Below are 17,330 nucleotides of genomic sequence, written 5' to 3' on the forward strand. Positions count from 1 at the left end.
GTCATCCCTAGACTGGACGCATGGCCGAATACATTTACTCGATGGTCCGCGCCCGCAAGGCGGTCGGCGACAAGGTCATCCTCGACGACGTGACGATGGCGTTCCTGCCCGGCGCGAAGATCGGCATGGTCGGCCCGAACGGTGCCGGTAAGTCGACGATCCTCAAGATCATGGCCGGGCTCGACACCCCGAGCAACGGCGAGGCGCGACTCAGCCCCGGATACTCCGTCGGGATCCTCATGCAGGAGCCGGAGCTCGACGAGAGCAAGACCGTGCTCGAGAACGTGCAGGAGGGCGTCGGCGAGATCAAGGCCAAGGTCGACCGGTTCAACGAGATCTCGGCTGCGATGGCCGAACCCGACGCGGACTTCGACGCCCTGCTCGCCGAGATGGGGGTGCTGCAGGAGGCGATCGACGCCGCCGACGCGTGGGACCTCGACTCGCAGCTCGAACAGGCCATGGACGCGTTGCGCACCCCGCCGGGCGACGAAGCCGTCGGCAACCTCTCGGGCGGTGAGAAGCGCCGCGTGGCGCTGACCAAGCTGTTGCTGCAGAAGCCCGACCTGCTGCTGCTCGACGAGCCCACCAACCACCTCGACGCCGAGAGCGTGTTGTGGCTCGAGCAGCACCTGCAGAAGTACTCCGGCGCCGTCATCGCCATCACGCACGACCGGTACTTCCTCGACAACGTCGCCGAGTGGATCGCCGAGGTCGACCGCGGTCGCCTCATCGGCTACGAGGGCAACTACTCCACGTACCTCGAGAAGAAGGCCGAGCGCCTTCAGGTGCAGGGCAAGAAGGACGCGAAGCTCGCCAAACGGCTCGCGAGCGAACTCGACTGGGTGCGCAGCAACGCGAAGGGCCGCCAGGCGAAGTCGAAGGCCCGGCTCGCCCGCTACGAAGAGATGGCGGCGGAGGCGGAGCGCACCCGCAAGCTCGACTTCGAGGAGATCGTCATCCCGGCCGGCCCGCGCCTCGGGCAGGTCGTCATCGACGCGAAGAAGCTGCAGAAGGGCTTCGGCGACCGTCAGCTGATCTCCGACCTCAGCTTCACCCTCCCGCGCAACGGCATCGTCGGCGTGATCGGACCCAACGGCGTCGGCAAGACCACGCTGTTCAAGACGATCGTCGGGCTCGAGCCGCTCGACGGGGGAGAGCTCAAGATCGGCGAGACGGTCGACATCTCGTACGTCGACCAGAGCCGCGGGGGCATCGACCCCAACAAGAGTCTCTGGGAGGTCGTGTCCGAAGGGCTCGACTACATCCAGGTCGGCAAGACCGAGATCCCGTCGCGCGCCTACGTGAGCCAGTTCGGCTTCAAGGGGCCGGACCAGCAGAAGAAGGCGGGCGTGCTCTCCGGTGGTGAGCGCAACCGACTGAACCTCGCCCTCACCCTCAAGCAGGGCGGCAACCTGCTGCTGCTCGACGAGCCGACCAACGACCTCGACGTCGAGACGCTCGGCAGCCTCGAGAACGCGCTGCTCGAGTTCCCCGGTTGCGCCGTGGTCATCACGCACGACCGGTGGTTCCTCGACCGCATCGCGACGCACATCCTCGCCTACGAGGGCACCGAGGAGAACCCGTCGTACTGGCACTGGTTCGAGGGCAACTTCGAGGCGTACGAGCAGAACAAGATCGAGCGACTCGGGCCCGACGCGGCCAAGCCGAGCCGGTCGACCTACCGCAAGCTCACGCGCGACTGACGGACGCGGCATGACGCGACTGCACGTCCCCATCCGTCTGCGCTGGAGCGACCTCGACGCCTACGGGCACGTCAACAACGCCGAGATGCTGCGTCTGCTCGAAGAGGCCCGCATCCAGGCGTTCTGGGAGACCGACGAGGTGAGCGCGGAACACGCGATCGGCGGGTCCACCGCCGTGCTCGACGGCCGGCCGGGCGCCGACACGTTGACCCTCATCGCCCGCCAGGAGATCGAGTACCTCGCGCCCGTGCCGTACCTGCGTCAGCCGCTCGACGTGCAGATGTGGCTCGGACGTCTCGGCGGCGCGAGCCTCGAGGTCTGCTACGAGGTCTTTTCGCCGGTCGGCGCTGAACCGCGCACGGCCTACGCCCGCGCGGCCACGACGATCGTGCTCGTCGACGCCGCGAGCGAGCGGCCGCGGCGGATCAACGACCGGGAACGCGCGGCGTGGACGCCGTTCCTCGACGACCCGATCGTCTTCACCAAGCGGTGACCGTCGTCGCCCGCGCCGGAGGGCGCGGGCGACGACGCCGGGTCAGCCTTCGAGCGGCTCGTCGGCGACCCCGCCCTCCCAGACGGCGCGGGAGCCGGACTCGCCGATCAGATAGACCTGCACGACCGAGCCTGCGGAGGCCACGAGCGCGAGCGCGGCGAGCGCGACCGTGATCGCGGTTCCGGCCGGACGGCGGCGCAGCTCCCGGGAGTTTGGCCTCTCCGCACCGGGCTCGGTGCCGCGCTGCCGGCGGCGTTCGAGCAGGTCGCGCACCCAGAGGGCGACGGCGATCACGAACACGGCGATCGACCACGGCAGCAGGTTGCGGCCGATGCTCGCGTGCTCGCCGATGAGCGGCGCCTGCGGCACCCGGGCGATGAGCCACTGTCCTGCGGCGACCGTGATGGGCACGAGCACGAGGGCGACCAGCGCCGTCAACGGGGTGAGGAAGCCGAGGCGCCGACGGGCGGCGGGCCACACCGCCGACACCGAGACGAGCAGGGCGGCGAGGGGCACGAAGATGACCGTCGCGTGGACGACGAGCGGGTGCAGGGGCAGGCCGTTGATCTCCATCAGGCCGACACCAGCACATCGTCGCCCTCGACCGTGACGGTGAGGGAGGGGAGCGGCTCGAGGGCGGGTCCCTCGAGAGGTTCGCCGTTCGCCGGATCGAACCGCGAGTTGTGGCACGGGCAGTCGAACGACGTCTCGGCGGGCTCGACCTTGCACCCCTGGTGCGTGCAGATGGCGCTGAACGCGACCACCGCTCCCACGGTCGGCTGGGCGAGCAGGATGGGCTGGCCGTCGAGCTCCGCGGCGGCCGTCCCGCCGACCGGCACGTCCGCGAGCGACGCGACCCGGGTCGGTTCGCTCGGGGCCGCGGCGCCGCCCGACCCCTCCCCGGCGCCCGCTCCTCCAGAGCCGGAGTCGGATGGTGCCGCGCACCCCGCGAGGAGGAGACCCCCGGCGCCCACGGCGGTGCCGCCGAGGGTGAGCGCCGTCCGGCGGCTGATGACGGATGTGGTGGTGCGCTGCGGTGCGGTCACGTGGATCTCCGATCGTTGGGCGACGGGCGTCGAAGATGACACGAGAAGTGGGGGCGGGGGGTTCAGCGTCGCCGTGAACTTTTCCCGTTCCGGCGACGTAGTCCCCATGATGGGAGAGTGATGACCGAGGGACGACCGGAGCTGCTGAAGGCGCTCCACGACGAGCACGCGCCGGCGCTCTGGCGCTACGTCGTGTCCCTCACTCGCGACCACGCCCTCTCCGAAGACGTCGTGCAGGAGACCCTCATCCGCGCCTGGCGCACGCCCCGCGTGCTCGAGGAGCCCGCCGGCGCCCGGTCGTGGCTCTTCACCGTGGCCCGCAACCTCGTCGTCGACCACTGGCGCAGCGCGCGCTCCCGCCACGAACTGCCCACCGACGAGCTGCCCGAGCGGGTGCAGAGCGACCAGGTCGACGCCGCGCTGGACTCATGGGCCATCGCGGACGCGCTCCTGGCCATCACCCCGGAGCACCGGGCCGTCGTCGTGCTCGCCCACTACGGAGGACACACGGTCGCCGACATCGCCGAGCGGCTGGGTGTTCCTCCCGGAACGGTCAAGTCGCGGCTCCACTACGGCCTGCGCGCCCTGCGTCTGGCCCTGCAGGAGCGGGGGGTGACCCGACCGTGAGCACCGATCCGTACCGCGAGTGGGACGCCGCCTATCTCCTCGGTGCCTTGAGCCCCGCCGAGCGCCGCGAGTTCGAGGAGCACCTCGCGACGTGCCCCGCATGCGCCGAGGCGATCGCCGAACTCGCCGGAGTGCCGGGCACGCTGCGCGGGCTCGACGCCGAGACGGCCCGCGCGCTCGACGAGCACCCGGTTCCGGACACCCTGCTGCCTCGGATGCTCAGAGTCGCGGCCCGTCGCCGCCGCCGCGTGATCGGCGCCGTCGTCGGGGCGGTCGCTGCCGCAGCTGCGGTCGTCGCTCTCGTCGTGCCCCTCGTGCTCGGCGGTGGGGTCGAGCGGCGCGAACTGACCCTCGAGCCCGTCGTTCCCGGACCGCTCAGCGCGGAGGTCACGCTCGTCTCGCACGACTGGGGCACCCGGCTCGACACCCACTGCAACTACGAGATCCGTCCGGAACGCCCCGGATACGCACCCGACGACGACGCCGTCGCCTACGCGATGTGGATCACCGGTCGGGATGGCAGCAGCGAGGAGGTCGCGACATGGACCGCGGCGCCCGGCACCTCCGCGACGCCGAGTGCGACGACCCGGCTGTCTCCGTCCGAGATCGCGGTGGTCGACATCCGCGCCGTCGATTCGGGGGACGTGCTGCTGCGGGCACGCCCCTGAGCCCGCGCTGCGCCTGAGCGCCTCAGCGTGGGACGCGGACCATGCCCTCCTGCGCGACGCTCGCAAGCAGCACGCCCTCGCGCGAGTAGATGTGTCCGAGGGCGAGTCCGCGACCGCCGACCGCGTTCGGGGACTCCTGTGCGTAGAGGAACCAGTCGTCGACCCGCCCGAACCGGTGCCACCACATCGCGTGATCGAGACTGGCGGCCTTGAGTCCCGGGCTCGCCCACGAGACGCCGTGTCGGCGGAAGATCGACTCCAGGATCGAGTAGTCGCTCGCGTAGGCGAGGGCGGCGCGGTGCAGGTTCTCGTCATCCGGGAGGGTACCGAACGCGCGCATCCACACCGCCTGGTGGGCGACGTGCTCGCCCTCGACGGAGAAGTAGACCGGCGACGGGACGTGCCGCATGTCGAAGGGCCGCTCGGTCGCCCAGTACTCGGCGATCGGATGGTCGACGCCGCGCAGCGCCTCCGCCGCGCTCGGCAGCTCCTCGGGCGAGGGGAGGTCGGCGGGCATCTCGATCTGGTGCTCGAGACCCTCGTCGACGGTCTGGAACGAGGCGATCATCGACAGGATGGGGTTGCCGTTCTGGTAGGCCTGCGTGCGCCGGGTGGAGAACGAGCGGCCGTCGTGGATGCGGTCGACCGAGAAGGTGATCGGCAGGCTCGCGTCGCCGGGGCGCAGGAAGTAGCCGTGCATCGAATGCACGATCCGCTCGGCATCCGTCGTGCGGATCGCCGCGACGAGCGACTGCGCGAGCACCTGACCGCCGAACACCCGACCGAGCGGAGCCCACTGGCTCGGCCCGGTGAAGATGTCCTCCCGGGTGCGTGCGCCCGTGTCGGTGAGGTCGAGAGTCGCCAGCAGGCCGGTCAACGGGTCTCCCATGCCCGTAGTCTAGAGGTCGCATGTCCAGCACATTCACGCTTCCCGACGCCTCTGCTCGCGACGATCTGCGCACCTTCCTCGGCCGCGCCCAACGCGTGGAAGACGGCTCCGTGCGACTCATCTCCACCGGCGGTGTGCTCGCCGCGTACGTCGCGGTGCTGTACCCGATCGGGCTGCTCGACGAGACGCCGACCGTGCTCGGCCTCCGCACCGTCGCCCTCGTGAAGCCGGAGGACTTCGACGCCGTCGTGCCCATCCAATCGTTCCTGCACCGTCTCGAACTCGCCACAGCGGATGCCGACGGACGGGTCGAGGTCGCGGTGCCGCACGAGGTCGCGACCGTGACCTGGGCGGGGATCTCGCCGCCCCGCGGCGGTTGGCTGACGCTCGACCCGACGCGGGCCGGCGTGCTCGAACGCAACGCGAAGGCGGGCATCGAGGAGGTCGCCGCCGCGGTGCCCACCGGCACCGGGGCGCAGCTCGTGCAGCGGGTGCGCACCGAAGTGTGGGGCCGGCCGATGGACGAGCTCGAGCACGTGCCGGCGGGGGCGGCGTTCGCCGCCGTGAGCCTCGGCTTCCTCGGGGGCAGCGGCGCGGACGACGAGGTGGCGATCCTCGAGAGCGGACCGTGGACCCGGCTCAGCACCCCGCGCGGTCACGTTCTCGTGAAGCGCCGCGCCTGGACACTCGCGCGCTGATCCGCTCCTCGCCGGTCGCCGCGTGCACCGAGCACGGATGATCGGCGTGGCGCGCCGTCGTCGGCGAGCGGACGCCGGCGCGTCGCGGCGAAAGTCCGCTCCCCGTGCCGCGCTCGGCTCGGCTGCGGTGCACGGGCGGCCCGCTGATCCGCCGACCTCAGACGGCGGCGGCCATCGCCCGCCCGGCCTCGCGTCCGGAGAAGAGGCAGCCGCCGAGGAAGGTGCCCTCGAGCGACCGGTAGCCGTGCATACCGCCGCCGCCGAATCCGCTCGCCTCGCCGGCGGCGTACAGTCCCGGCACGACGCGCCCGCCCGCACCGCGGACGCGGCCCTGCAGATCGGTCTCGATGCCGCCGAGGCTCTTGCGGGTGAGCACGTGCAGCTTGACGGCGATGAGCGGGAAGTGGTCGCGGTCGAGGAAGCGGTGCGGAGCCGCGACCCGGATGAGCCGATCGCCGCGGTACTTGCGAGCCGACCGCACCGCGGTCAGTTGCGGGTCCTTGCCGAAGGCGTTGTCGAGCGCGCGGTCGTGCGCCTCGAGCTCGGAGCGCACCCGCGTCCCGTCGAGCGGAACTCCCGGCGCGAGAGCGCGCATCCCGCCGAGCAGCTCGTCGAGCGTGTGCGCGACGACGAAGTCCTCGCCCCGCTCCTTGAACGACTCGACCGGACCCGGGGCGCCCTTCCCGATCCGCTTGAGCAGCTGTCGCAGGCTCTTGCCGGTGAGATCCGGGTTCTGTTCGCTGCCGGAGAGGGCGAACTCCTTCTCGATCACGCTCTGGGTGAGCACGAACCAGCTGTGGTCGTACCCGGTGGTGCGCAGATGGGCGAGCGTCGCGAGCGTGTCGAATCCGGGGAAGAGCGGCGCGGGCAGGCGACGCCCGGTGGCATCGAGCCACAGGCTCGACGGTCCGGGCAGGATGCGGATGCCGTGCGAGGGCCAGACGGGGGAGTGGTTCACGATCCCCTCGGTGTAGTGCCACATCCGATCGCCGTTGATCAGGCGCGCGCCGGCCCGCTCGCTGATGCCGAGCATCCGTCCGTCGACGTGGGCGGGCACGCCGCTGAGCATGTGCTCCGGTGGTGCGCCGAGTCGTGCCGGCCATTGGGCGCGCACGAGGTCGAGGTTGCCGCCGATGCCCCCGCTCGCCACGAGCACCGCCCCGGCACGGAACTCGAAGTCGCCGACGACCTCGCGTGAGCTGGACACACCGCGGAGGGCGTCGTCGGGCGCGAGTCGGGTGCCCCGGATGCCCGTCACCTCGCCGTTCTCGACGATGAGGCTGTCCACGCGATGACGGAACGCGAGCCGCAATTGACCGGTCGCGGTCGCCGCGCGGGCGGCGCGCACGAACGGGGCGAGGATCGCGGGCCCCGTTCCCCACACGATGTGGAAGCGCGGCACGGAGTTGCCGTGCCCCACGGCCCCCGAGCCGCCGCGCTCGGCCCAACCCACGACGGGGAACAGGCCGATCCCGTGCTCGCGCAGCCAGGAGCGCTTCTCGCCGGCCGCGAACTGCAGGTACGCCTCGGCCCAGGCTCGTGGCCAGTCGTCCTCGGGGCGGTCGAAGCCCGCGGTGCCGAACCAGTCCTGCCGGGCGAGTTCGTGGCTGTCGCGCACCCCCATCCGGCGCTGTTCCGGGGTGTCGACGAGGAAGAGCCCGCCGAACGACCACCAGGCCTGACCCCCGAGGTTGGATTCGGGTTCCTGCTCGACCACGAGCACCTTCTTGCCGGCCTTCAGCAGCTCGGCGGTCGCGACGAGCCCCGCGAGCCCGGCCCCCACCACGATCGCATCCGCGTGGTACATCGTCGACCCCGATCCGCGGCGTCGGCGCCGCGCTTCCATCATGGGGGAGAACGCGAAGCGGTTTCGACCTCCGGGCTCAGTCCTCGAAGGTGTTGACCATCGCCTGCGCGGCGCGTTCGAGGTAGCCCCACAGCATCTCCCGGTGCAGCGGGCTCAATCCGAGCTCGTCCACCGCGACGCGCATGTGCTGCAGCCATCGGTCCCGGGCGAGCGGGTTCACCTTGAACGGCATGTGCCGCATCCGCAGTCGCGGGTGCCCGCGCTGCTCGCTGTAGGTGCCCGGTCCGCCCCAATACTGTTCCAGGAAGCCGGTGAGTCGCTGCACCGCGCCCTCGAGGTCCTCCTCCGGATACATCGGCCAGAGAACGTCGTCGCCGCGGACCCCCTCGTAGAAACGCCGCACGAGCCTCTCGAAGGTGGGCCGGCCGCCCACCTGCTGCCAGAAGCTCGTCTCGACGGGCGCACCGTCACTGCCGCGCAGGGTGAGGTCGCTCACGGGGTCTCCTTGTCGCGGGCGGGGCGGCGGCGCGGCTTCTTCGGCTCCGCCGGGACATCGACCGGTCCGGTCCGCGGGGGACGCGCCCCCTTCACCGACGCGGCGCCCTCGAATCCCGAGAGCACGATCGTGTTGAGGGCGGGAAGTCGCACGCCCATCTCGTCGAGCGAGCGCTTGAGACGCACCCGCAGTTCGCGGGCGACGTCGTCCTTCACTCCCGAGCGGGTCTTCACCACGAGGCGCACGACGACGGCCTCGGCCGAGATGGACTCGATGCCCCAGATCTCCGGCTTCTCCACGACGCGGGCCCGCCACTTCGGATCCGCGGCGAGTTCGTTCGCGGTCTCGAGCATCCGCTGCTGCACGGTGTCGACATCGGCCTCGTACGGCACCGCGAGGTCGAGGATGACGCGGGACCAGCCGAGCGACATGTTGCCGACGCGCAGGATCTCGCCGTTGCGGACGAACCACAGCGTGCCGTTCACATCGCGCACCTGGGTGATGCGGATGCCGACGGTCTCCACGACGCCCGTCGCCGGGCCGAGGTCGACCACATCACCGACGCCGAGCTGGTCCTCGATCACCATGAACAGGCCGTTGAGCACGTCCTTGATGATGTTCTGCGCGCCGAAGCCGAGTCCCGCGCCGAGGGCGGCGGTGATGAGCGCGAACGCGCTCGTCACGTTCGGCACGACGGTCGTGAGCACCATCAGCAGGCCGATCACGACGACGACGGTCGTGACGATGTTGCTCAGCACCGCGCCGAGGGTGCGCGTGCGCTGCACGGTGCGCGCGGCGGCGAGCGGTGAGGCGAGGATCGACTGGGTGTCCTCGACGTTCTGCCGGCGCTTGAAGCCGTTGACGATGCGATCGACGACGGCGCGGATGACGAAGTGCAGGATGATGCGCACCACCGCGAGGATCGCGATGATGATGAGCACCGTCAGGAACTTGCCGAGCGGCGACTCCCAGTTGAAGACCGCGTCGAGCATGTCTTGCGGGCCCGGGCTCGGGGACGGCGGGGCTTCGGTCGCGAACATACGCCCTCCAGTGTAGGCAGCACCCGCTGGGCGGGTCCCCGGACGCCGTGGCGCCGGGGACCCGCCGCGATCAGGCGCGGTCGCGCTGCTGCGCGGCGAGGGCGCGCTCGACGCCCGCGAGGTTCTCGCTCACGAGGCGGCGCAGCGCCGGGATCTCGTCGTTCGCGTCGAGCCAGGCGCGCGTCGCGTCGACGAGTTCCTGCGAGGCGAGCGGCGTCGGGTAGAGACCGACGACGACGTACTCGGCGATCTTGTACGAGCGCGAGTTCCAGATGTCGGTGAGCATCGCGAAGTACGGCTCGATGAGCTCGCCGAGCACCGCGGGGTCGCTCACGTGCTGGAAGCCCATCGTGACGTTGCGCACGATCGCGTTCGGCAGTTCGTCGCTCGTGACGAGGGAGTCGAACGCGGCGCGCTTGCCCTCCGCGGTCGGCAGCGTCGCGCGGGCGCGGGCCGCCGCCTGCTGGCCGTTCGCGGTGTTGTCCGCCTCGAGCGCCGCGTCGATCGCCTCCGCGCCGGCGGCGCCGGTGAGCACGAGGCCCTCGAGCAGCTCCCAATCGAGGTCGGTGTCGACCGTCAGGCCCGGCAGCGTGATCGAGCCGTCGCGCAGCCCGCGGAGTGCGGCCGCGTGCTCGTCGGTGCTCGCGACGCTCGCGAAGAACTTGACGAACTGGAACTGCGCGTCCGAGCCGGCCTCGGCCGACTGGGCGAGCGCCCAGAGCCCGTCGGCCACGGCGCGCACGGTCTCCGAACGCGTCGCCGGGTCGACGTAGAGCCGCGCGACGGTCGTCAGCTGCGTCAGGGTCGTGCGGATGGTCGTCGACTCCGTCTCGGACGCGATGTTCCCGAGGACGAGCCGCACGTAGTCGCGCGGCGCCGTCTCGGCGTCGCGCGTCGAGTCCCACACGGAACCCCACACGAGGGAGCGCGCGAGCGGGTCGCTGATCCGCGAGAGGTGTTCGATCGCGACCGCGAGGGAGTCCTCGTCGAGACGGATCTTCGCGTAGGCGAGGTCGTCGTCGTTGAGGAGCACGAGCGCCGGCTTCGACTCGCCGACGAGTTCGGCCACCTCGGTGCGTTCGCCGTCGACATCCAGCTCGATCCGCTTCACGCGCACGAGCGCGTCGTCCTGCAGTTCGTAGAACCCGATCGCCATGCGGTGCGGGCGGATGGTGGGGTAGTCCGGGTGCGCGGACTGCAGCACGGCGAACGAGGTGATGGTGCCGTTCTCGTCGGTCGCGATCTCGGGACGGAGGGTGTTGACCCCCGCCGTCTCGAGCCACTGCTGCGACCACGACGACAGGTCGCGGCCGCTCGTGGTCTCGAGCTCGGTGAGCAGATCCGTCAGCTCGGTGTTCGAGAACTCGTGCTTGGCGAAGTAGGCGGCGACGCCGGAGAGGAACGCCTCACGTCCCACCCACGCGCTCAGCTGCTTGAGCACCGAGCCGCCCTTGGCGTACGTGATGCCGTCGAAGTTGACCTGCACGTCCTCGAGGTCGTTGATGGTCGCGACCACCGGGTGTGTCGATGGCAGCTGGTCCTGCCGGTACGCCCAGCTCTTCTCCATCGCCTGGAACGTCGTCCACGCCTCGGTCCACTCGGTCGCCTCGGCGGTCGCGAGGGTCGAGATGTACTCGGCGAAGGACTCGTTGAGCCAGAGGTCGTTCCACCACTTCATCGTCACGAGGTCGCCGAACCACATGTGCGCGAGCTCGTGCAGGATCGTGACGACACGACGCTCCTTGATCGCATCCGTCACCTTGCTGCGGAAGACGTAGGTCTCGGTGAAGGTGATCGCTCCCGCGTTCTCCATCGCGCCCGCGTTGAACTCGGGCACGAAGAGCTGGTCGTACTTCGCGAACGGGTACGGGTAGTCGAAGATGCGCTCGTAGAACTCGAACCCCTGGCGGGTCTTCTCGAAGATGTAGTCCGCGTCGAGGTATTCGAAGAGCGACTTGCGGGCGAAGACGCCGAGCGGGATGACGCGGCCGCTCGCGCTCGTGAGCTCGCTGTGCACCGACTCGTACGGTCCGGCGACGAGCGCGGTCACGTAGCTCGACAGCACCGGGGTCGGCTCGAAGTGCCAGGTGGCCGCATCCGTGCCCTCGACGGGCGCCGGCTCGGGGGTGGGGGAGTTGCTGACGACGCGCCAGCGCGCCGGAGCGGTCACGTGGAAGGTGAAGGTCGCCTTGAGGTCGGGCTGCTCGAAGACGGCGAAGACCCGGCGGCTGTCGGGCACCTCGAACTGCGTGTAGAGGTACACCTCGCCGTCGACCGGGTCGACGAACCGGTGCAGGCCCTCGCCGGTGTTCGTGTACTCGGCGTCGGCGTCGACCTCGAGCACGTTCTCGGCGGCGAGGCCGTCGAGACGGATGCGCACGCCGTCGCTCACCTCGGCGGGGTCGAGCTCGCGGCCGTTGAGGGTCACGGCGTGGACGGTGCGGGTGAAGGCGTCGATGAACGTCGACGCGCCCTCGGAGCCCGTGAACTCGACCCGGGTGCGGGAGCGGAACACCTCGTCGCCGGTCGTGAGGTCGAGTGCGACGTCGTAGCTGCGCACGTCGATGAGCGCCTTGCGCTCCTGGGCTTCGAGGCGGGTGAGGTTCTCTCCTGGCACGGCGGCGTCTCCTGCGGCTTCGGTGGGGTGCGGCGGCGCGCGGACGCGCCTGAACCACCCTAACCGGGCTACCGCGCGAGTGCCGTGGGCCCGGAGGCCGGAATCCGCTGGGCCGGTGCAGGAGTGGGCGGCGTCGTGACCGGCCGCGTCGCGAGGGCGACGTCGATCGCCTCGGCGAGCAGTGCGCGCAGGCGCCGCGACGGGTCGGGCACGCACGCGGTCGCGATGCCGAGCAGCGCCGTCTCGACGAGCTGATCGGTCAGCCGCGCCTCGGCGCGCCGGCTCAGCCGCGTCCCCAGCCGACGCTGGAAGTCGCGCGCCCACCGGGTCGCGTGCGGAACGAGCTCGAGTGCGTCGGCGATGCGGTCGCGAAGTTCGGCGGTCTGCGCGTCCTCACGGCGGAGCAGCATGACGTCGATGCTCAGTAGGCCCGCGGCGAGGGCGCGCTGGCGGGTCTCGTTCGCGATCGGCAGGGCATGCACGGCGGCGGTGACCGCGACGGCGGTGGCGATGGCGCCGTCGTCGTCGACGAGCCCGACCACCGAGGGGATGAGCCGCACGAGATCGCCGCGGTCCTCGTCCGGCACGAGGTCGTTGACGCCGCGGGCGAGGAGGGCGAGGGTGCCGTCGGTGCAGCGCGGATGGTCGCTCCAACGCTCTCCGGCGAGGTACGACGCGTACTCCATGAAGCAGGCGCCGCCGAGATGCAGGCGGTGCCGCCCTGCGCTCAGAACGGGCATTCCGTCGGGTGCGATGTGAGCCATGGGGACGCCTTCCTCGAGCGCCGGAACCGGGACACGATTCTTCTCCGGTCGCCCGCGTCGCACCAGGGCCCGAGGGCGGATCGCAGCGCGTATTCAGGTAGCGGACGTCCCTAGACTGCTGGCATGCGCATCCACATCGCCACCGATCACGCGGGTCTCGAGTTCAGCAGCGATCTGCAGGAGCACCTGACCCGCGAGGGGCATGAGGTGGTCGACCACGGACCGCAGAGCTACGACCCGCTCGACGACTACCCGAGCTTCTGCATCAACGCGGCGCGCGCCGTCGTCGCCGACCAGGAGGCGGGCGTGCAGGCGCTCGGAATCGTCTTCGGCGGATCGGGCAACGGCGAGCAGATGGCCGCCAACAAGGTGCGCGGTGCGCGTGCGGCACTCGTCTGGAACCTCGCCACCGCGAAGCTCGCCCGCGAGCACAACGACGCGAACGTCATCGCCATCGGCGCACGCCAGCACTCGATCGACGAAGCCGTGCTCTTCATCGACACCTTCATCGCCACGCCCTTCCCCGGCGAGGAGCGGCATGCGCGCCGCATCGCCCAGCTCGCCGAGTACGAGACGACCGGCGCGATCGCGGGCCGCGAGATCGACTGACCCATGCCCGAGGGTCATTCCGTCCACCGCATCGCCCGCCAGTTCGCCCGGCACTTCGTCGGGCACGAGGTCGCGGCGTCGTCGCCGCAGGGACGGTTCGCGGCGGGCGCGGCCCGGATCGACCGGCGCACCATGATCGACTCGCGCGCCGTCGGCAAGCAGATGTTCCTCGAATTCGACACGGGCGACTTCCTGCGCGTGCACCTCGGCATGTACGGCGCGTGGGACTTCGCCGGAGAGGTCGCCCTCGACGCGACGGCCGCCTCGGCGAACGGGCGGATGGGGCAGACCAACCAGCGCGGCACGGTCGTGGGCGCCTTCGAGGACTCGCTGTCGAGCATCGGTGCGCCGCGGCGCACGCGGTTGCGGATGGCCGAGCAGGAGAGCCTGCGCGACGACGGTGCCGCCGTGCCGGACGTGTTCCCCCCGGATCCGATCGGGCAGGTGCGCGTGCGCCTGCTCACCGAGACGGTCGTCGCCGACCTGCGCGGACCGACCGCGTGCGACGTGCTCGAACCCCTCGAGGTCGCAGCCGTCATCGCGAAACTCGGCCCCGATCCGCTCGTCGACGACCTCGACGAGGGCGAAGCGCGATTCGTCGCGACCGTGCGTCGCAAGCCGACGCCCATCGGGCTGCTGCTGATGGACCAGTCGGTCGTGAGCGGCATCGGCAACGTCTACCGCGCCGAACTGCTGTTCCGTGCGCGGCTCAACCCGCACACCCCGGGCCGCAACCTCACGGACGAGCAGGCCCGCGGGCTCTGGCGCGACTGGGTGCACCTGCTGCGCGTCGGGGTCGACACGGGGCAGATGATGACGATAGAGGACCTCGATCCGGAGGCGTACGCGCGGGCGCTCGCGAGCCGCGACGACCGGCACTGGGTGTACCACCGCACCGGTGAGCCCTGCCGGGTGTGCGGGACGCCGATCGTGATGGAGATCGCCGCCGGCCGCAAGCTGTACTGGTGCCCGAAGGACCAGGCATGAGGCGCACGCCCGCGTTCCTGCTCGAGGACGAACGCGAAGTACGACGGCTGGTCACCGAGAACCCGTGGGCGACCATCGTCTCGGCGCCGGAATCCGGACTCGTCGCGTCGCACTACCCGTTCTTCATCGACGACGAGGCGGACGGCCTCACCCTGCTCACGCACGTCGGACGCCCCGACGAGACGCTCCACGAGCTCGGCCGCCACGAGGTGCTCGTGATCGTGCAGGGGGCCCACGGCTACATCTCGCCCGGCTGGTACGGCACCGAGGAGTTCATCCCCACCTGGAACCACGTCACGGCGCACCTCTACGGCACACCCGAGATCCTCTCCGACGAGGAGAACCTCCGCGTGCTCGGCGAACTCGTCGACCGGTTCGAACAGCGGATGCCGGAGCCGCGCAGTCTCGCGATCGACGCCGACTACGCCGCCCGCATCGCGCGCGGCACCGTCGGCCTGCGCATCCCGATCACGCGCATCGACGCGCGGCTCAAGCTGAGCCAGAACAAGCCGCCGAAGGTGGCCGCGCGCATCATCGGCGCGCTCGAGGGCGACGGCCCCTACGCCGATCCGGCGCTCGCCCGCGAGATGCGTCGCGTGCACGGGGACCCCCATGCTGCTCTCTGAGGCGCGCCTCGGCGACTGCGTCGTCGACGTGCGCATCGAAGGCGGCGTCATCCGAGAGATCGGCGACCTCGGCGGCGGCGGTGTGCCGCTCGGCGGGCGGTGGCTGCTGCCCGGGCTGTGGGACGAGCACGTGCACCTCACCCAGTGGGCGGCGAGCCGGCGTCGGATCGACCTCTCGGCGGCCGCGTCCGCAGCGGACGCGGCGCGGCTCGTCGCCGACGCCGCGGCGACCTCGGCCGGGACGGTCGTCGGTCGCGACTTCCGCGACGCCTTGTGGCCGGACCGCCCGACCGCCGCGGTGCTCGACGCGGTCGTTGCCGACCGGGACGTCGTGCTCGTGAGCGCCGACCTGCACAGCTGCTGGCTGAACAGCCGCGCCCTCGCGCGCTTCGGACACACCGGCTCCGACGGCCTGCTGCGCGAGGAGGACTGCTTCTCCGTCGTCCGGCGGCTCGACGAGGTGCCTGTCGAGGAGTCCGACGCGTGGGTCGCCGATGCGGCGGCGGCCGCGGCCGCCCGCGGGGTCGTCGGCGTCGTCGACCTCGAGATGGCGTGGAACATCGACGTGTGGCTGCGCCGACGTGACGCCGGCTTCGCGGCGCTGCGCGTCGACGTCGGCGTGTATCCGCCGCACCTGCAGCTCGCCGGCGACCGGGGGCTGCGCACCGGTCTCCCGCTCGACGAACTGATCACCGTGGGTCCGGCGAAGATCATCACCGACGGGTCGCTCAACACCCGCACCGCCTACTGCGTGCACCCCTATCCGGGAGAGACCGAGCATCCCTACGGTCTGCTCACGGTGCCGCCCGACGAGCTCGAGCGCTGGCTGCGCGCGGCACACGAGATGGGCATGACGCCCGCGGTGCACGCGATCGGTGACGAGGCGAACCGGCTCGCGCTCGACGCGTTCCAGACCGTCGGATGCCCGGGCCGCATCGAGCACGCGCAGTTGCTGCGCTGGGAGGACCTGTCGCGGTTCCGCGAACTCGGCGTCGTCGCGAGCGTGCAGCCCGAGCACGCCATGGACGACCGCGACGTCGCCGAGAGGCACTGGGCCGGACGCACCGACCGCGCCTTCCCGTTGCGCAGCCTGCTCGAATCCGGTGTCGAGCTGCGCTTCGGCTCCGACGCTCCGGTCGCGCCGCTCGACCCCTGGGTGACGATCGCCGCGGCGGTCGGCCGCACCCGCGGGGACCGGGCTCCGTGGCATCCGGAGCAGACGATCGGCGTCTCCGACGCGCTCGCTGCGAGTGCGCGCACCCGCGTCGAGGTGGGCCAGCCGGCCGACGTGTGCGTCGTCGAGCGGGACCCGTGGGCGGCGTCGCCCGAAGAGCTGCGGACGATGCCGGTCGCCCTCACGGTGCTCGCGGGTCGCGTCACCCACGACGCCCTCTGACGGCGGCACCGGTCCGTTCCCTGAGCCTGTCGAAGGGAACCGTCCGCACTACCCGCTTCGGCAGGCTCAGCGAGCGTGGTCGTGCGCGTGCCGGTCGGGGGTCCACGTCGGCCCGTCGCGGAGCCCGAGAACGGTCACCGACGTGCTCGTCGGCGGCACCGACAGCGGAATGGTGTCGCGGCACGCCGCCCGGGGAGGGGCGAGCGCGGGGTGTCGACCGGATCGTCCGCGCTCAGTGCCGTTCGACCGCCGGCCGCGGGGTCCTGGAACGACGAACGGCCGCCCCGAGGGGCGGCCGTCCGTGAGTGCGGAGCTCAGCTGGCGCTGATGTGCGCGAAGAGGAACCAGCGGTCCTTCTCGAGCGCGCGGGCGATCTCGATCGCGACGTCCTGGCTCACCGGATCCAGCTCGGCGAGCTCGTCGATGGCCGTGCGCAGCGAGCCGAGGGCGGCGTCGATTGAGGCGATGACCTCCGCGATGGCCTGCTCGGCGCGCTGGAAGCCCGGCGTCATGACGGGCGTCGAGGTCTTCGCGCCGACCGTCTGCACGCGGGCGTCGACGGGCAGCCCGAGGGCGACCACGCGCTCGGCGGCCGTGTCGGCGTACTCGCGGGCGTGGTCGACGATCTCGTCCAGCAGCAGGTGCACCGCCTGGAAGTTCGCGCCGCGCACGTGCCAGTGCGCCTGCTTGCCGTCGACGGCGAGGGCCGTCAGGTCCACGACCACCGGGCCGAGGAACTGGGCGACGCCCGACGTGACGTCAGGATCGATGGAGCTCTGGGGGACCGTCTGCACGGTGCTCATGCGGTGTTCCTTCCTCGCGGAGTGCCGGTTACGCTTCCGAAATTACGCCGCTGGGAGATTT

Annotated in this window: 18 protein-coding genes; 9 read left to right on the plus strand and 9 right to left on the minus strand. The window is 71.2% G+C overall.

Annotation, left to right across the window (positions count from 1 at the left end):
• The first annotated feature begins 20 nt into the window (after positions 1–20).
• Together ettA and CLV46_RS07265 are read left to right on the plus strand one after the other, a co-directional pair.
• A complete protein-coding gene (gene ettA, locus CLV46_RS07260; protein ID WP_100364156.1) occupies positions 21–1,703 on the plus strand; it encodes an energy-dependent translational throttle protein EttA in 1,683 nt (560 codons plus the stop codon).
• Between the two features lie 10 nt (positions 1,704–1,713).
• Entirely contained in the window at positions 1,714–2,196 is a 483-nt protein-coding gene (locus CLV46_RS07265; protein ID WP_100364157.1) for an acyl-CoA thioesterase, read from the plus strand.
• A gap of 42 nt (positions 2,197–2,238) precedes the next feature.
• Here CLV46_RS07265 and CLV46_RS07270 read toward each other — a convergent pair whose 3' ends face one another.
• Both CLV46_RS07270 and CLV46_RS07275 read right to left on the minus strand, forming a co-directional pair.
• Positions 2,239–2,769: a DUF2231 domain-containing protein gene (locus tag CLV46_RS07270; RefSeq protein ID WP_100364158.1), complete on the minus strand. Its 531-nt coding sequence runs from the start codon at positions 2,767–2,769 to the stop codon at positions 2,239–2,241.
• The gene (locus CLV46_RS07275; protein WP_245866621.1) at positions 2,769–3,242 is read right to left on the minus strand and encodes a QcrA and Rieske domain-containing protein; all 474 of its coding nucleotides are present in this window, start codon (positions 3,240–3,242) and stop codon (positions 2,769–2,771) included. The genes CLV46_RS07270 and CLV46_RS07275 overlap by 1 nt, the downstream gene beginning before the upstream one ends.
• Before the next feature lie 120 nt (positions 3,243–3,362).
• Between CLV46_RS07275 and CLV46_RS07280 the strand changes: the two genes are divergently transcribed.
• Together CLV46_RS07280 and CLV46_RS07285 are read left to right on the plus strand one after the other, a co-directional pair.
• Positions 3,363–3,869, plus strand: coding sequence for a sigma-70 family RNA polymerase sigma factor (locus CLV46_RS07280; RefSeq protein WP_100364160.1), 507 nt, complete (start codon positions 3,363–3,365; stop codon positions 3,867–3,869).
• The gene (locus CLV46_RS07285; RefSeq protein ID WP_100364161.1) at positions 3,866–4,537 is read left to right on the plus strand and encodes an anti-sigma factor family protein; all 672 of its coding nucleotides are present in this window, start codon (positions 3,866–3,868) and stop codon (positions 4,535–4,537) included. Before CLV46_RS07280 ends, CLV46_RS07285 begins: the two co-directional genes overlap by 4 nt.
• 22 nt (positions 4,538–4,559) lie before the next feature.
• Here CLV46_RS07285 and CLV46_RS07290 read toward each other — a convergent pair whose 3' ends face one another.
• Positions 4,560–5,426 carry an acyl-CoA thioesterase gene (locus CLV46_RS07290; protein ID WP_100364162.1) on the minus strand — a complete coding sequence of 289 codons (867 nt, stop codon included), beginning with the start codon at positions 5,424–5,426 and terminating at the stop codon, positions 4,560–4,562.
• A 20-nt stretch (positions 5,427–5,446) separates the two neighbouring features.
• Between CLV46_RS07290 and CLV46_RS07295 the strand changes: the two genes are divergently transcribed.
• On the plus strand, positions 5,447–6,124 hold the full coding sequence (locus tag CLV46_RS07295) for a DUF8185 domain-containing protein (protein WP_100364163.1): 678 nt from the start codon (positions 5,447–5,449) through the stop codon (positions 6,122–6,124).
• 157 nt (positions 6,125–6,281) lie between these two features.
• Here CLV46_RS07295 and CLV46_RS07300 read toward each other — a convergent pair whose 3' ends face one another.
• From CLV46_RS07300 to CLV46_RS07320, 5 genes are all read right to left on the minus strand, one after another.
• Positions 6,282–7,973 carry an FAD-binding dehydrogenase gene (locus CLV46_RS07300; RefSeq protein ID WP_245866624.1) on the minus strand — a complete coding sequence of 564 codons (1,692 nt, stop codon included), beginning with the start codon at positions 7,971–7,973 and terminating at the stop codon, positions 6,282–6,284.
• 34 nt (positions 7,974–8,007) lie between these two features.
• Positions 8,008–8,427, minus strand: coding sequence for a globin (locus CLV46_RS07305; RefSeq protein ID WP_245866627.1), 420 nt, complete (start codon positions 8,425–8,427; stop codon positions 8,008–8,010).
• Entirely contained in the window at positions 8,424–9,467 is a 1,044-nt protein-coding gene (locus CLV46_RS07310) for a mechanosensitive ion channel family protein (RefSeq protein ID WP_245866628.1), read from the minus strand. The genes CLV46_RS07305 and CLV46_RS07310 overlap by 4 nt, the downstream gene beginning before the upstream one ends.
• A gap of 70 nt (positions 9,468–9,537) precedes the next feature.
• Positions 9,538–12,084 (minus strand): aminopeptidase N, encoded by a 2,547-nt coding sequence (pepN, locus tag CLV46_RS07315; RefSeq protein WP_100364165.1) that lies wholly within the window; start codon positions 12,082–12,084, stop codon positions 9,538–9,540.
• Positions 12,085–12,152: 68 nt separating this feature from the next.
• The gene (locus tag CLV46_RS07320) at positions 12,153–12,848 is read right to left on the minus strand and encodes a hypothetical protein (RefSeq protein WP_100364166.1); all 696 of its coding nucleotides are present in this window, start codon (positions 12,846–12,848) and stop codon (positions 12,153–12,155) included.
• Between the two features lie 123 nt (positions 12,849–12,971).
• Between CLV46_RS07320 and CLV46_RS07325 the strand changes: the two genes are divergently transcribed.
• Genes CLV46_RS07325 through CLV46_RS07340 form a run of 4 tightly spaced genes read left to right on the plus strand, consistent with a single transcriptional unit; the run spans position 12,972 to position 16,466 of the window.
• Entirely contained in the window at positions 12,972–13,457 is a 486-nt protein-coding gene (locus CLV46_RS07325; RefSeq protein WP_100364167.1) for a ribose-5-phosphate isomerase, read from the plus strand.
• Between the two features lie 3 nt (positions 13,458–13,460).
• Positions 13,461–14,444, plus strand: coding sequence for an Fpg/Nei family DNA glycosylase (locus CLV46_RS07330; protein ID WP_100364168.1), 984 nt, complete (start codon positions 13,461–13,463; stop codon positions 14,442–14,444).
• A complete protein-coding gene (locus tag CLV46_RS07335) occupies positions 14,441–15,070 on the plus strand; it encodes an FMN-binding negative transcriptional regulator (RefSeq protein WP_100364169.1) in 630 nt (209 codons plus the stop codon). Before CLV46_RS07330 ends, CLV46_RS07335 begins: the two co-directional genes overlap by 4 nt.
• Positions 15,057–16,466, plus strand: a complete 1,410-nt coding sequence (locus CLV46_RS07340) for an amidohydrolase (protein ID WP_100364170.1) — start codon at positions 15,057–15,059, stop codon at positions 16,464–16,466. Before CLV46_RS07335 ends, CLV46_RS07340 begins: the two co-directional genes overlap by 14 nt.
• A gap of 314 nt (positions 16,467–16,780) precedes the next feature.
• Here CLV46_RS07340 and CLV46_RS07345 read toward each other — a convergent pair whose 3' ends face one another.
• On the minus strand, positions 16,781–17,269 hold the full coding sequence (locus CLV46_RS07345; protein ID WP_100364171.1) for a Dps family protein: 489 nt from the start codon (positions 17,267–17,269) through the stop codon (positions 16,781–16,783).
• Between the last annotated feature and the right edge of the window lie 61 nt (positions 17,270–17,330).

The sequence above is a fragment of the Diaminobutyricimonas aerilata genome, from assembly GCF_002797715.1.
In the GTDB taxonomy this organism is placed as follows: domain Bacteria; phylum Actinomycetota; class Actinomycetes; order Actinomycetales; family Microbacteriaceae; genus Diaminobutyricimonas; species Diaminobutyricimonas aerilata.